The sequence below is a fragment of the Haloarcula sp. H-GB4 genome, from assembly GCF_030848575.1.
GTDB lineage: Archaea > Halobacteriota > Halobacteria > Halobacteriales > Haloarculaceae > Haloarcula.
In genome coordinates this window covers 615,220-629,271 of sequence record NZ_JAVDDX010000002.1, presented here as the reverse complement: position 1 = coordinate 629,271, position 14,052 = coordinate 615,220, and the positions used below count along the sequence as shown (strand labels likewise).

The 14,052-nt window shown below is 62.9% G+C and carries 14 protein-coding genes; 8 read left to right on the top strand and 6 right to left on the bottom strand.

Features of this window, described 5'->3' with window-relative positions:
- The first annotated feature begins 57 nt into the window (after positions 1-57).
- Positions 58-1,548 carry a 4-alpha-glucanotransferase gene (malQ, locus tag RBH20_RS11725; RefSeq protein WP_306708752.1) on the top strand — a complete coding sequence of 497 codons (1,491 nt, stop codon included), beginning with the start codon at positions 58-60 and terminating at the stop codon, positions 1,546-1,548.
- Positions 1,549-1,554: 6 nt separating this feature from the next.
- On the opposite strand, the gene RBH20_RS11720 is transcribed toward malQ, so the two are convergent.
- The 5 genes from RBH20_RS11720 to RBH20_RS11700 all read right to left on the bottom strand — a co-directional run bounded on the left by RBH20_RS11720 (position 1,555) and on the right by RBH20_RS11700 (position 6,124).
- On the bottom strand, positions 1,555-2,406 hold the full coding sequence (locus tag RBH20_RS11720) for a translation initiation factor eIF-2B (protein ID WP_306708750.1): 852 nt from the start codon (positions 2,404-2,406) through the stop codon (positions 1,555-1,557).
- 88 nt (positions 2,407-2,494) lie between these two features.
- Positions 2,495-3,715 (bottom strand): FAD-dependent oxidoreductase, encoded by a 1,221-nt coding sequence (locus tag RBH20_RS11715; RefSeq protein WP_306708748.1) that lies wholly within the window; start codon positions 3,713-3,715, stop codon positions 2,495-2,497.
- A gap of 250 nt (positions 3,716-3,965) precedes the next feature.
- Positions 3,966-4,742 carry an SDR family oxidoreductase gene (locus tag RBH20_RS11710; protein ID WP_306708746.1) on the bottom strand — a complete coding sequence of 259 codons (777 nt, stop codon included), beginning with the start codon at positions 4,740-4,742 and terminating at the stop codon, positions 3,966-3,968.
- Positions 4,743-4,838: 96 nt separating this feature from the next.
- Positions 4,839-5,516, bottom strand: coding sequence for a helix-turn-helix domain-containing protein (locus RBH20_RS11705; RefSeq protein WP_306708744.1), 678 nt, complete (start codon positions 5,514-5,516; stop codon positions 4,839-4,841).
- Between the two features lie 86 nt (positions 5,517-5,602).
- Positions 5,603-6,124, bottom strand: coding sequence for a hypothetical protein (locus tag RBH20_RS11700; protein ID WP_306710439.1), 522 nt, complete (start codon positions 6,122-6,124; stop codon positions 5,603-5,605).
- Between the two features lie 375 nt (positions 6,125-6,499).
- Here RBH20_RS11700 and RBH20_RS11695 point away from each other — a divergent pair, with 375 nt between their 5' ends.
- The 7 genes from RBH20_RS11695 to RBH20_RS11665 are packed head-to-tail and all read left to right on the top strand — an operon-like array spanning position 6,500 to position 13,408.
- Complete coding sequence (locus tag RBH20_RS11695) at positions 6,500-8,737, top strand: type II/IV secretion system ATPase subunit (protein ID WP_306708742.1); 2,238 nt, start codon at positions 6,500-6,502, stop codon at positions 8,735-8,737.
- Positions 8,727-10,619, top strand: coding sequence for a type II secretion system F family protein (locus RBH20_RS11690; RefSeq protein ID WP_306708740.1), 1,893 nt, complete (start codon positions 8,727-8,729; stop codon positions 10,617-10,619). Before RBH20_RS11695 ends, RBH20_RS11690 begins: the two co-directional genes overlap by 11 nt.
- Positions 10,616-11,341 (top strand): type IV pilin, encoded by a 726-nt coding sequence (locus RBH20_RS11685; protein WP_306708738.1) that lies wholly within the window; start codon positions 10,616-10,618, stop codon positions 11,339-11,341. The genes RBH20_RS11690 and RBH20_RS11685 overlap by 4 nt, the downstream gene beginning before the upstream one ends.
- Entirely contained in the window at positions 11,334-11,780 is a 447-nt protein-coding gene (locus RBH20_RS11680; protein ID WP_306708736.1) for a hypothetical protein, read from the top strand. The genes RBH20_RS11685 and RBH20_RS11680 overlap by 8 nt, the downstream gene beginning before the upstream one ends.
- Entirely contained in the window at positions 11,777-12,481 is a 705-nt protein-coding gene (locus RBH20_RS11675) for a hypothetical protein (protein WP_306708734.1), read from the top strand. The genes RBH20_RS11680 and RBH20_RS11675 overlap by 4 nt, the downstream gene beginning before the upstream one ends.
- On the top strand, positions 12,474-12,878 hold the full coding sequence (locus RBH20_RS11670; protein WP_306708732.1) for a hypothetical protein: 405 nt from the start codon (positions 12,474-12,476) through the stop codon (positions 12,876-12,878). Before RBH20_RS11675 ends, RBH20_RS11670 begins: the two co-directional genes overlap by 8 nt.
- On the top strand, positions 12,875-13,408 hold the full coding sequence (locus tag RBH20_RS11665) for a hypothetical protein (protein ID WP_306708729.1): 534 nt from the start codon (positions 12,875-12,877) through the stop codon (positions 13,406-13,408). The genes RBH20_RS11670 and RBH20_RS11665 overlap by 4 nt, the downstream gene beginning before the upstream one ends.
- A gap of 59 nt (positions 13,409-13,467) precedes the next feature.
- Here the strand turns inward: RBH20_RS11665 and RBH20_RS11660 are convergent, their stop codons facing one another.
- Positions 13,468-13,980, bottom strand: a complete 513-nt coding sequence (locus RBH20_RS11660) for a hypothetical protein (RefSeq protein WP_306708727.1) — start codon at positions 13,978-13,980, stop codon at positions 13,468-13,470.
- Positions 13,981-14,052 lie beyond the last annotated feature (72 nt).

The window sequence follows — 14,052 nt, the reverse complement described above, 5'->3', positions numbered from 1 at the left end:
TCCTCCCTGCTCGAAAAACCCCGCCCATTGAAATGCCTGTCAGGGCAACAGATGCATATGCAATTCGAACGGCAGAGTGGCGTGTTTCTCCACCTGACGTCGCTTCCGGGGCCACACGGCATCGGTGACCTCGGTGCCGGTGCGCGGGCGTTTGTCGACTTCCTCGACCGGGGGGACCAGTCGCTATGGCAGTTTTGCCCGCTCGGTCCGACGGCGAGCATCCACGGGAATTCCCCGTATCAGTCCTCGTCCGCCTTCGCGGGGAACCCCTTGCTCATCGACCTGCAGGACCTCGCCGACCGCGGCTATCTCACGGAGGCCGACACTGAACCGCCCGAGGACCTCTCACGACAGCACGTCAACTATGACCGCGTAACCGAGTTCAAGGAAGCCCGGCTTCGAGACGCGTACGCCGCCTTCGACGAGAGCGCAAGCGACGCGGACCAGCAGTCGTTCACCGAGTTCTGTGAGCGCGAGGCCGGCTGGCTTGACGACTACGCACTGTTCACGGCGCTGAAAGCCGAGTTCGACGATGTCGGCTGGATGGACTGGCCGGACGATATCAGAACGCGCGAGCCAGCGGCCATGGAGCGATATCAGGACGAGTTGGCCGACGACATCCGCTACCACAAGTTCGTCCAGTGGTGTTTCGACAGTCAGTGGCAGGCGCTGGCCGAGTACGCGGCCGACCGGGACATCGGTCTCGTGGGTGACCTGCCAATCTACGTCGGCCTCGATTCGGCGGATGTCTGGGCGTATCCTGAGGTGTTCCGACTCGACGACGACCACCATCCTGCTGAGGTGGCCGGCGTTCCGCCCAACCCCGGCGACGACGGCCAGCGGTGGGGGAATCCCGTCTACGACTGGGACGCCCTCCGCTCAGATGACTACGGCTGGTGGGTCGACCGGTTCGAGCGACTGTTCGACCTCGTCGACATCGCCCGCATCGACCACTTCAAGGGCTTCGACGAGTTCTGGTCGATTCCGGCCGAAGCGGACGACCCGGCCGCCGGACAGTGGCGGGACGGCCCCGGCGCGCATTTCTTCGAGACGGTCAAAGGCAGGCTCGGCGAACTCCCGTTTTTCGTCGAGGACCTGGGCTTTCTCGACGAGAGCATCGTCGCGCTCCGGGACGAGTTCGGCTTCCCCGGGATGCGCGTGCCGCAGTACGCCGACTGGTGCGAAGAGGGGCATATGTACCAGCCGATGCACTACCCGGAATCCGCCGTCGGCTACACATCGACCCACGATACGGACACCATCATCGGCTACTACCGGGACCTCGCGGACCGCCAGCGCGACTGCCTCCAGTACAATCTCGGCACCGACGGAGAGGAAATTAACTGGGACCTCATCGAGGCGGTGTGGAACTCGAACGCAATCGTTGCAATGACGACCATGCAGGACCTGCTCGGCCTCGGTAGTGACACCCGATTCAACGTCCCCGGCACGGCGACCGGGAACTGGCAGTGGCGGGTGACCGAAGCTGCGCTTGATACTGACATCGCCGATCGACTTCAACGCGTCACTGATAGAACAATCCGCTGAGGCCCCTCAGAACTGCAGGATGCCGTCCTCCGTGACGACCGTATCGAGCAGGCGGGTCGGCGTCGCGTCGTAGCCCGGATTGCCGATATCGAATCCCTCCGGCGGTTCGAGCATCACGTCCGAACCCTGCCTGAATGTGTTCCTGAAGGAGAAGCCGCTGCCGATGAACTTTGAGGAGGTTCCGACGACGGTCACAGGAACATCCATCTCGTTAGCCGTCGCGGCCAGCGGTAGTGTTCCGATACGATTGTACACCACGTCGTCGATGAGGCAGTTCATGCCGACGAAAACGCGGTCGGCCTCCGAGAGATAGTGGCCCACTGCGCCGTCGACGATGAGCGTCACGTCGGCTCCGTCCCGGTCAGCCAACTGGCGAGCGGTTCGACGGCCCAGAAAATGCGGCCGGGACTCGCTCGCGTACAGGTGGAACTCCTTGCCGTCGTCCAGCGCCGCCATGAGCGTCGCCATCACCGTCGAGGAGTTCTCGTGTGTCACCAGCACGTCGCCGTCGTCGATGAGCGTCGCCGCTCGCTCCGCCGCGCGATCTTTGCTGGTCTCGATTTCCGTAACGACCTCGTCGATTGTGTCGAGTAATCGCTTCTTGGCCGCCGAGACAGAGTCGAGGTCGGCGTCTTTCAGATCCGTCACGATCCGTTGCTGTGTGGTGTATAGCGGCGCGTGCGATCGGTTCGCTCGCTGGAGTGCGCTGCTGTTGCGCTCGACGACACGGCAGAAGTCCTCGACCGTGTGGCACTCGCGGTCTGTTAGTTCGCGGAGTGCTTTGGCGGCTTTCACGGCGGCAATCGAGGAACTCTGTGTTTCCATCTCCTCGATCTGCCGTACGGTCTCGTTTATCATGAGAGCATGTGCGGCTGCCACCCTTATAACGGTACAGTCAGCCGATAGTCCTCTTTCCCGGCTTGGGTCAGGGCAACAATAGGCGTGGTTACGCTGACCCTACCACGTCTTCGTCAGTCGGGCCCTGCCCGTCGAACTCGGCCACGAGCGCGTCCAACTGCGCCGGATCGTCGACGTTCGGGAGTGTCTGGTCTGCAGTCCGACAGACGGCGTCGACGCTGAGGTCGTCACAGATGAGGTCGGCCGTCGCTTCGGCCATCTGCCGGTAGGTGGTCAGCTTGCCGCCGACGATGCTCGCCATGTTCTTGACGCCGTCGTCGGCGTGATTGAGCAGGAAGAAGCCCCGCGAGATGCCGCGGCCGCGCTCCGCCTCGTCGGGCGCGTACAGCGGCCGGACACCCCACCAGGTCCGAACTTCGGGGGCGTCCGCGACCGAGGGCAGCATCGCCGCACATTCCTCGATGCTCTCTTTGACTTCCCACTGCTCCGTCTCGTACTCGTCCGGGTCGCGGACAGGCACACTCGTCGTTCCGAGGACGGCCTCACTCTCGTGTGGCACGACGATATCGCCGTCGTCAGGGTCCCGACAGCGGTTGAGCACCGGCCCGAGGTCGTCGTACTCGACCGAGACCATCACACCTCGCGTGGGTTGCATCTCGACGTCGAGGCCGGCCATCGCGGCGAACTCGCCCGCCCAGGCACCGGTCGCGTTGACGACGTAGTCGGCCTCGATGGTGTCCTCGACTGTCCCGCCGACTTGCACGCCAGCCACTTGCCCGTTCTCGACGAGTACATCCTGCACGGGTGCGTGTGGGTGTATCGTTGCGCCGTGGTCACGGGCGTCTGCGGCGTTCGCGGCGACGAGCCGCGACGGATAAATGACGGCGTCTGGAACCTCGAACGCGCGCTCGACATCCGATGCGAGGTCGGGCACTCGCTCACGGGCCGCGTCGGCGTCCAGCGTCTCTACGGGAATACCGATCTCCTCGCAGGCCGCCCGCTTGGTCTCGAAGTAGTCAGGGTCGTCTCCGGCAAGCTGGACGAACAACCCACCGGTGTCACGGATGCATTCCCCGGCGATCTCCTTGAGTATCCGGTTTTCGGTGATGCACTCCTCGGCACCGACCTGATCCGCCTCGGCGTAGCGGGCACCGCTGTGCAGCAGTCCGTGCGAGCGCCCGGAGGTGCCACTTGTCAGACCGTCACGCTCGACGAGTGTCACGTCGACACCGCGGAGTGCTAGGTCACGAGTGACGCCAGCGCCGGTCGCGCCACCACCGACGACGAGGACATCCGTCTCAATTGCCATGTATATGGTTAGGGTAGCTGACGTAAGGGTCCTCCGATACCGGGCGTTTCGACAACTGTGCGTCCCGTTTCAGTGACAGCCTCCCTCTCAAACGATGGAGATGACCACGATGTGACTGTCCTACCGTTTCGAGCAGCTAACGGCTGGTCCCAGCGGTCAGTGCCGTCGGTCGCGCGTCCAGTAAAAACAGCAGAGACGGCGTTTCGAGTCGACTATCGCTACATTGCGTCTGATGAGAGCAGTGGCCGTCTCAGATATCCTGGCCGGTCGGTCTGATCAGGAGTTCGTTCACGTCCACCCGGGCGGGCTGGCTCGTAGCGTACACGATGCCGCGAGCGATGTCGTCGGGGTGGAGCATCGGGAGGTCCATCTCTGCGAACCGTTCCAGCACCTGCTCGTCCGGCACGTGTGTTGCGAGTTCCGTATCGACAGCACCCGGTTCAATAACCGTCGTCCGGATACCCTGTGTCGTCACTTCCTGCCGGACGGCCTCAGTGAACGCGTTCACGCCGAACTTCGTCGCGTTGTAGCCGCTCGAATCGGCCGATGCGCGGCGTCCTGCGACGGAGGAGACGTTGACGATGTGGCCGCTCTCCTGCTCTTGCATGACTGGGAGCACCGCATGGGTGAGGTTCATCAACCCGAGCAGGTTCACCTCGACCATCTGCTGGAGGTTCGAGCGGTCTGCTCGTTCCAACGGTTCGAGAAGCATTACGCCGGCGTTGTTGACGAGGATGTCGATGCGACCGTACTCGTCGGTCGTCGCCTCGACCAGCGAGTCGATGTCGTCCTCGTCGGTGACGTCGGTCGGTACAACCAGCGCATCCCCACCGGATGACTCGATTCGGTCCGCAAGGGCCTCCAGTTCGTCAGCGCGGCGTGCCGCGAGCGCAACACTTGCGCCTGCGTCAGCGAGCGCCTCGGCAGTGGCCTCACCAATTCCCGATGACGCGCCCGTGATAATCGCAACGTCGCCTGCAAGTCGTTGTGTACTCTGATCGTCGTCTGTCTCAGGTTTGTCTGCCATCGGTGTTCAGTAGCTGCGACAGCAACGAGCGTGCTTTGCTTACTGATAAGCCCATTTATAAGCAGACAGGGAAGACGCAGTCGAACAGGAGAACGGCTACTGGGCGAGTGCGTCCCGGATTTGGTCGGGGCCGACCGTCGAACTGATGAGCTGTTTTTCGGCTCGGCGCAGGAGATCGGACGCCGCGGCGGCTGACACATCGAGCTTGTCGGCGAGGTCCGCTGTCGAACACCGACGCGGTGAGTCGTAGTACCCCGCAGAGAGGGCGACGGACATCGCCCGATACTGCCTGTCCGTGAGCCCGAACTGGTCGCGCTCGCCAGGGTTCTCGGGGTCTGAAGCGATGTTCAGCAGTTCGAGCGGGATGTCGTTGACCGCACACCGGTCCTGTAGCGCACTGAACGCGTCGTAGTCGGAGAACACCTTTTGCTCCCGTATCCCTTCGCCGGTGACCGTTGCGTCCATCGCAACGCCCTCGAACTCCGCCGGGTCGTGTGATGCGATGAGACTTGACGCGTTGTCGACCACCACCTTGTAGAACCAGCCATCGGCCATCTGTCCGATCTTCGCCGCGTCGGTGATGTGTGGCTGTGCGTCCAGTTCCTGTTCAAAGGCGTCACGGGAGTCAGCGTCGACGCTAACCGTAAGCAGCAGTTTTCCGTCTTCAAGGCCGACGGCGTTTGAAATTGAGAGCTCGCCGCTTGGAACCGAGTCCGCCACGCCGACCAGCGGAAGGGTCTCGTCCGCGAGGAGGATTTCTGCAACGATGGCCATAGCGTCCTATCGGATTCGACGTATATAGTCGCCAGCATAGCGATTACAGACACACGCTGGCAGCACTGTTCTGGGTTTGCAGACGCTTAGTCAGAACTGGACGCCGTCTCACCTTCCAGCAACCGCTGGAGCTGTTCGATCAGGCCGCTGCCTCTGGGATGTCCACGATACACTCGCACGGAATCGAAGCCAGCGTAGCCGTGATCTCCTGATTCGTCCCGCTCCCAGTATAGCCATGCTGTCTCCTCGCCACCGTCGAGTCCCATCTCATCGACTGGGAACGTGAGCACGAGCGATGACTGGCCGTCCGCAGCATCGCCGTCCGACTCCCTGATCTCGCCGTCGTCGACAGGTCGAGTACCCTCGCCGTCTTCCAGTGCGAGACGCGAACCGAATCGATAGCGGACGGCTCGCTCAGTGGGGTCGAACGTCTCGCTGTCTCCATCGTTGTTGACGAACTCCGACTGCGTGACTGCGACGGTGATGGTGTCGTGTTCCGACAGGTCGATGAAGTTCTCCGCGTTCTCGGGCTGGATCTCGATTGCGATCTCGACCGGAAAATGGGCTGCCGCGATGCCGCTTAGGCTTGGAACCGCTGCCGCGGTCAGCCCTGCACCAAGTGCTCCTTTGAGGAGCCGTCGTCGTGTGGTGGGTGTCGACTCTGGGCGATCACTGCTCCTCGTCAGCTGTGTTTCTTTCATCCAAGTGACTTATCCGGAGGCGCAGTTATGATAATTCTGGTGCATATCTCGAAACACCGAGTTATGGGAGAAAGCGGACCCAAAAGTAGGTTCAGATTTCCTAATTAGCGACTTTTTGATGGTCTCAGAGGGCCCTATTGTGTTCGTATGCTTTTCTGCTGACAGAGCATTTCTATGATCTGTACTCTCACCGAAATTCTCTATTCGGGGGATTATATTTTTATTTAATTTCTCAAAACAAAGTCTACACCTTTAAGTATAATGGTTAGTTTAAAGCCGCGTATGACTGCACAGGCTGGCACGGAGACCGCACCGGTGGTCCCTGCACCGATGCCACCGGACGCCGCCGGCGCCTGGTACGCGCCGGACGTTCGCGAGCAAGACGAGGTGTACCCGGGCGTCGTCGCGACTGTTCGACGGGGACGGAGCGGGTTCCGGTACGATGTCCGTGATCCAGTACTTTCAGCGGCAGAGGCCGACGCACTGTCGACTGTCGAGTCACACTTCGCAGGCGCGAATATCGAGCGACCACGGACGCGTGAGGGGGCAGTGGAACGAATGAACGGGGGGTTCGACGCGAAACACCGTCGGGTTATTGATCGGTTGGTCGATGCATCGCCGGCGAGTCGTCGCCGAATCGAGTACCATGCGCTCTCGTCGCTGGCGTGTTTCGATGATCTGACCCCGTACGCATTGGATTCTCGCATCGACGTCGCTGACGTGACCGATGACGGTGTCGTCGTCCATACCGATGATTACGCCCCGGCCGAGACCGACCTCGGACCGGACCCGGCGTATCTCAACCGCTTCGCGAGCGAGTGTGTTGAGCGTCATACGGTTCGGTTTCAGGGGTTTGAGATTCCGGTCGTCGTCTACCGCGAGCATCTCCTCGGTGCCGACCCGTTCACGACGAAGTACGCGGTCCGAGAGCCTGACCTGCTCCCCGGCGACGAACAACTCATCGAGGTGTGCAAGGAGCGGGTCTGGGAGACCGGCGTCAACGGCGTCGTCGAAGACCGCGTCGAGTTCGTCCGGGAACGCGCTCACTCACTGCTCGCCCGGCAGCTAACTGTCCGCAACACGACCGAGTGGGTCGACGCCGCCCGCTACCGGCTACGCTCGGCGCTGGCCGAACTCGATCTGGCTGTGCCACCGGTCGATCACCGGTTCGCCGACGACCGCCTCGATGATCTACTGTACTACGTGCTTCGGGACTTGGTCGGCTACGGGAAGCTCACGGTCCCGATCCGAGACCACACGCTCGAGGACATCGAGGCGAACCGGGTCGATGAACGCGTGAAGGTTCTCCCGCGCGCTAACCTCGGCCACGACGGCCGCGTCCCGACCAATCTCTCCTTCGATTCGGAGGCGGCGTTCGTCAATGTCGTCACACAACTGGCCGCCGACGATGGGGTTGAACTCAACGCCTCGAACCCGAGCGCGAAGGTCAACATCGACCCCGACGGCGACGGCCTCCACGACGCCGACGACACCATCCGCTGTGCCGTTGCCCTGCCGACTATCAGCGAAGGTGGTCCCCACATCTCGATCCGGAAACAGTCGGGCGATGCGATGACACCAGTCGATTTGGTACAGCGCGATTCACTGCCGACGGAACTGGTCGCGCTATTGTGGCTCCTGTATGAATCCCACGGTGTCGTCCTCTTTTCGGGCCCAACCGGAGCCGGCAAAACGACCCTTATGAACGCGCATATGCCGTTTATCCCGTATCGGGACCGCCCCATCAGTATCGACGAAGGGTCGCGCGAAGTCCGCATCCCGCACGAGACAGGTGTTTCTCTCACTACCCGAGACCACGAGCAGGACCATCGCCGCGTGACGATGGCTGATCTGATGACGCAATGTAATTATCTCAACCCGGATGTCGAGGTCATCGCGGAGATCAACACCGCCGCATCGTTCGAAACCTTCGCTGAAACGCTCAACACTGGTCACGGCGTTATCGGGACGACTCACGCCGGCGACATCGAATCGCTGGTCAACCGTGTTATCGAGAAGGGCGTGCCGACATACCTGCTCAAAGAAATCGACCTCGTCGTGTTCCCCCGGCACGTCGATGGAGAGCGCTACGTCGGCGACGTAGTCGAGTTCGTGGACGATCCGTCTGTCGTCGAGAGTGGGAGCGATCGGAGCGGGACGATACACAAGGACGGCACGACTATCCACTGGAACTCCGTCTGCTGGCGACGGCCCGACGGGAGCTTTGAACTCGCCTACGACCACCCGCAGTTCGGCGACGACCGGCGGCAGGTCGACACCGGTATCTTCGACCGACTCTCGGCTCTCCGTGACGAACCGGTCTCGGCCGTCGAAGACGCGTTCCACCGTCGCCACCGTTACGTCCAGTACCTCGTGCAGGAGGGACTGACTGATTTCGACGACCTGTTCGGCGTTCTGGCCGATCTGGAGACGAACGAGGCAGCGACTGTCGAGCGACTGCGGCGGCAGGCCGGCACCCCCGACAATCCGCAACTGGAGGTCGGTACGGGTGACGACTGAGGGCGGTGGGACGCTCGGCTTGCTCGACCGGGGTCTGTACGCCCTGTTCGCCCACCACGCCGAGGACGACAGCCACGCAAGCACGCGTGACCGCTACCGGGCCGCCTATCCAAGTGCCGGCTTCGGCGTCTACGTTGCCAGGGTGTACGGGCTCTCGTGGCTGGCACTCATTGTGGGCGTTGTCGGAACCGCCACGGCAGCGATGCTTGTGCCGCCGGAGACATTCAATTCGTTCGTCGCGGTACTCCAGCAGAGCCTCCCGGTTATCAACCGACTGGCGCTACCGGAAGTCCCTCGACTTCTCGTGGCCACTGTCCTCGGAACCATCGCTGGACTCACGCTCAAACGGGGCGTGTTCGTCGCCGGGAACCGGTATCTCTCGTGGGTCGCAAGCGCGCGGCGCGCGGACATCGCAGCCACGCTTCCCGGCGCAGTCCGATACCTCAGAGTCCTCGCCTCTGGAACGCACGACCGACGCGAGATGCTCCGCGCCGTTGCTGAACAGGACGCCTACGGCGAAACGGCAGTCGCCTTCCGGCGCGCGCTCAATCAGGGGATTCTCACCGGCAGTCTCGACACCGGTATTGAGCGGGTCGCCAGCGAGACGCCTTCGCGGGACCTGCTTGCGCCGTTTCTGCTGAAGTTCCGCGAACACGCGAACCAGAGCGCCGAGGCGCTGGAGGGATACTTGGAGATGGAAGGGCGCTTGCTCTCACACGAACAGAGCCGACAGCACGAACGGGCGACCGGCTATCTCGAACTACTCGCCGAACTGTTCGTCGTCTTGCTGGTGCTGCCCGCGCTCGTGGTACTTATTGTCACTGTGATGGGTATTCTTGCGCCTGGCCTCTCCGAACCGGTCTCGACGCCGCTGGGAGAGACGACCGTCCGCGCCATCGTCGTCTACGGGAGTGCAGCGTTCGTGATGGCCACCGGTCTGCTGGCAGCCTTCGTCGTCGCCGCGCTCCGACCACGGAACACGGCCGCACCGAGCTACAGCCTGCCGGACGGCCCCGTCGCGATACTCGCAACGATTCCGTCGAACCCTGCGAGCGCGCTCCTCGCCTGCGCGCCGCTGGGTGCGGTCGTCGCGGCAGGCCTCTGGTCACTTGGCTACCGTCCGGTCAACGTCGCGCTCCTCTCGTATGCCACCGTCGGCGTCCCTGTCGGTGTGGTAACGGTCCGCCGGGCCAGAGCGGACGACGCGAAGGACCGAGAGATTCAGGACTTCGTTCACGCCGTCGCCGGCCACGTGGCACTGGGCCGCCCGTTTCCCGAAGCAGTCCGACGCGTTGCCGACGATGTGGAACTCGGCGCGCTCGCTAGCGATGTCCAGTCACTCGCGTTCACGCTCTCGCTCGGTGATAGCCCTGGTGACGCCGCGGCCGACCGCCGTGCCGCGGCACTGGACCAGTTCGTCGACCGCGTCGGCACGCCGATGGCTGAACAGACCATCGGGCTGGTCGTCGGCGCGCTGGATACGGGGAGTGATGCGGAGGACGTGTTCGAAACGCTCCAGACAGAGATCGGGCAACTCTACCATCTGCGCAAATCAATCCGCTCAGCCCTGCTCGTCTACGTTGCCGTCGGTTGGACGACGGCGCTGCTCGTCATCGGCATCACCGTCGCCGTCAACATATACGTCCTCGATAGCTTCGCGCAACTATCCGCCGTCTCAGGCGGTGCGAACATCGCTTTCGACCCAACTGCGATCAAGCCAGCCCGAGAGCAACACCGGTTCTACGTCGTCACGCAGGCGACGATGCTGGCCTGCGGTTGGTTCGCCGGCACGGCGAGTCGCGGTGTGTACGAAGCGCTGTTGCACTCCTCGGGGTTGGTACTCATCGCCTACGTTGTCTTCGCGGGGGCTGGTCTGATTTGAACCCCGACACCAGCGCCCAGTCACACGTCGTCGGTGTGGTGCTGTTGCTTGGGCTGACCGTCGTCGCGCTCGGTGGCCTAACAGCTGTCGTCGGGACCGTCGTCGACGGCCACACGGCGACCGCCGACGAGGCTCGCGTTGCCAACACGTTCGAGACGGCGTTGCGGCCGGTCGAGAAGACGGGCCAACACACCGCTCGTGTTCGGTTTACTGAGGGACGACTGACCGCCGTGAAGCGGGAACTGCGCGTTCTCAATGACTCCGGGGTCCGGCGAACGGTCCCGGTCGATGCGATGGTGTACGAGTCGGGGAATAACCCCGTCCGGTTTCTCGCCGGGAGCGTTGTGCGCGGGACAGCGGGGAACGCGTGGCTCGAAACGGACCCACCGGTGACGGCGACGCGGGACGACACGGCGGTCATCGTCGGCGCACCGCTTGTCAACGCCAGCGGCGGCACAGTGTCCGGTACAGGCAGCGTCTCCGCACGCATCCGGCAGAACGTCAGCCACGAACGTGAACGGCTCCCGGCCGACAACTACAGCGTGGCTATCGAGACGGAGACACCCCGGCCGTTCACCGAATACTTCCAGCGTGTCGGTGCAACCACACAAGTCAGGGACATCGACGGCGACGGCGTCCAGAGCGTCGTGGCGACGTTCTCAGGCCGCCGGACGCTGTATCTGGTCCGCCACGACATGCGAACGGAGGTAGGCCATGGATAACCGTGCGCTCAGCACGGTCGTCGAGAAACTACTGAGCATGGGGATCGTGCTGCTGTACATCGGATTAGTGACGACCACGCTGTACGGTGGCACTGTCCCGGCGTACCAATCCGCCGTCGGGGCGGAACTCGGTGACCGGACGCTCGCAGAAGCGACGGCCCGCGTCGAGCAGGCTGTCCCGCCAGATGCTCGGGCCGTCTCTGCAACTGTCCGGGTGTCGCTGCCGGACACCATTGACGGTATGGGATACAGCGTCCGGACCGATGGGGATGCTCTCGTTCTTGACCATCCTGACCCTGAAATCGGTGGCCGAGCGCAGCCGCTGTTGCCCGACAGAGTCGATACCCTCAAAGGTGAATGGCAGAGTGGTAGTCCGACTGTGGTCGTCGTCTCCGGAACACGGGGAAGCCTGACAGTGACACTGGAGGCGAAGCGATGACCGAAATGCATTGGCTCCCTGACCACGGGCCGCGTGCTCAGACGTCGCTACCAGCGCTTGGAATCGCGCTTGTATTACTGACTGTTGTCACTGGCCTGGGTGTCGCGATGGCCGACACCGCGATTGCCGGCGCGGACAGGACCCCCGACGAACGACGGGTCGCCGCCGCGATTGCAGACCGACTCGTTGCGGCGGACGGACCGCTAGCCGCTCGGAGCAACGTGTTCAATCAGTCCCGGGTTGACGATTTTGACCGGGCGGCGCTGGAGCGGAGCGCAGCGCCGGCCAGTGAGTATGCGGTCAGCGTTGAGTTGGCTGACGAGAGAATCGCACGCAGCGGCACGGTTCACAGCGGGACGCGAATTAGCCGTCTCGTCGTGGTCGAGGCTCGGGAACCACGAACACTCACGCCCGACCTGACGACGACCGACTCGGTGACGCTCCCGCGCCGGAGTGCACAGGCCACAGTAACTATCGACCCACCAGCCGGCACGACCGTCTGGACGGTCCGCGCTAACGACCGGGTCGTCCTGCATAACCGGAGCGGGCTGAACGGCAGCTACGAGGTCCCGCTGGTGCCCTACGAGACGACGGAGCTGCGCTTCCAGCGGGCTGGCCGCCTCGAACCCGGGAACGTGAGCATCAGCTATGACGCCCCGCGCTCGACGAAGGAAACCTTGGTGGTGACTGTCGATGCATAGGGCACAACTGCCGCTGTCGCTCGTAGAAGTTGCGCTTGGGACAGTGCTGATTCTCGGCGTCGCGCTCGGGTTTGCCTTGGGGACACCGGTGCCGGACACCCGGGAGCCCCAACTCGACGCCTACGCCTCGGATACGGCGGCACTCCTCGCTAACGACCCGCCGCGACACAGCGGAGCGACGCGACTGCAGGAGATTGTGTCGAGTCCGACGGCGTTCGACCGCGAACAGGACGCGCTTTCGAACCGGGTCGCCCGCATCCTGCCCGACAACGTTCTCTTCCGGGTCGAAACACCACACGGGGCGGTCGGCACGCCGACACCACAGGGTGTCAGCACTGGGACTGCAACTGTACCGACGGGTCACGGGAGTGTCCAAATTATCGTGTGGTACGCATGACGCGGCGCGGACAGCTGGTCCTTGTTGCGGCCACGGTCGTAGCTGTCGCACTTGTCCCAATTCTCTTTGCGTCCCTGCAACTGGGGTATCACAACGACGTTCGGGCGACGGCCGACTACCACGACAACCCCTCGGCTGACGCGCTTCGGGTTCTTGAGCGAGCCGTCGCAACCGAGAGCGCGTCCATCCCGGGCCAGTACGCCTGGACAGCGAACGATTCGGCAGTGACCGCGGTTCGCACTGGACTGAGACCTCGGCTCGACCGTCTCCAAACGTCCCGCATTGAGGACGGTATCCATTACAATATAACCTACAACGGTACTGCGGCACGGCAGTGGAAAGACGTGAACTGCCCGTCGGGGCCGGACCGCCAGTTTGGGGACTGTACCGCCGACCGTGGCGTTGTCGCACAGGACCGCGTGGGCCGCACACACGTTCTCGCCGTCAGCTTCGATGTGACGACGACAACTGAACGGGGCGAAACCACCGTCACCGTAATTCTGGAAACCAGCGGTCAGTCCTCACGGTGAGAGCCCGGCAAAAAAATTGCACCTCTCGCCGCAAATCGGGAGACGGTCCGTTGTAAGCGTCACTCCGTCGCGCCCGGCGTTTCAGTTCGAACCTGCGACCGGATCTCCTCGAACGTTGTTTGCGAGAGGATACCAGTGACACTTTCGATTGAAAGGGTACCGATGAGGCCGGCCGGCGGACCACTGACCAACAGTGCACCCGCCTGGGAAACGGAATCATCGACAGTGAGATCGAACTCAGATGTCGCACGCTCCTCGAAAGAACTGATTGCGTCTTCAGCTAGGTTCTCCTGTGCGGTGCGGTATTCCGCCTGTGCCTCGCTTTGTGTGAGATTCCCTGCTTGAATTTCGGATTGGATCTCCTGCTGTCGTTCCCGCAACTGCGTCTGGTCCGGTTCGACTACGACCGTCACCGTCGCAGAGTCCGCGTCCGCGCTCTGGCTTTGCGACCCTGTACCCGTGTTCGGTCCATCGCTGTCGCCTCCTTGGAGTGCGTTACAGCCAGCGAGCGACACTGTTGCGCTCGCCCCAGCGAGTTCGATGAATCGGCGACGTGTTGACTCGAATTCCATTATTGACTAGCGCGGGTCTCGCGGTGTAATCCTTCTGGTAGCCAGATACGGCTTTTCGGCTCTGGCAATCAT

Bases quoted from the DNA above. Each gene is read 5' to 3' on its own strand.
- malQ (WP_306708752.1), top strand. From the start codon at position 58: ATGCAATTCGAACGGCAGAGTGGCGTGTTTCTCCACCTGACGTCGCTT.
- RBH20_RS11720 (WP_306708750.1), bottom strand. From the start codon at position 2,406: ATGATAAACGAGACCGTACGGCAGATCGAGGAGATGGAAACACAGAGT.
- RBH20_RS11715 (WP_306708748.1), bottom strand. From the start codon at position 3,715: ATGGCAATTGAGACGGATGTCCTCGTCGTCGGTGGTGGCGCGACCGGC.
- RBH20_RS11710 (WP_306708746.1), bottom strand. From the start codon at position 4,742: ATGGCAGACAAACCTGAGACAGACGACGATCAGAGTACACAACGACTT.
- RBH20_RS11705 (WP_306708744.1), bottom strand. From the start codon at position 5,516: ATGGCCATCGTTGCAGAAATCCTCCTCGCGGACGAGACCCTTCCGCTG.
- RBH20_RS11695 (WP_306708742.1), top strand. From the start codon at position 6,500: ATGACTGCACAGGCTGGCACGGAGACCGCACCGGTGGTCCCTGCACCG.
- RBH20_RS11680 (WP_306708736.1), top strand. From the start codon at position 11,334: ATGGATAACCGTGCGCTCAGCACGGTCGTCGAGAAACTACTGAGCATG.
- RBH20_RS11675 (WP_306708734.1), top strand. From the start codon at position 11,777: ATGACCGAAATGCATTGGCTCCCTGACCACGGGCCGCGTGCTCAGACG.
- RBH20_RS11670 (WP_306708732.1), top strand. From the start codon at position 12,474: ATGCATAGGGCACAACTGCCGCTGTCGCTCGTAGAAGTTGCGCTTGGG.
- RBH20_RS11665 (WP_306708729.1), top strand. From the start codon at position 12,875: ATGACGCGGCGCGGACAGCTGGTCCTTGTTGCGGCCACGGTCGTAGCT.
- RBH20_RS11660 (WP_306708727.1), bottom strand. From the start codon at position 13,980: ATGGAATTCGAGTCAACACGTCGCCGATTCATCGAACTCGCTGGGGCG.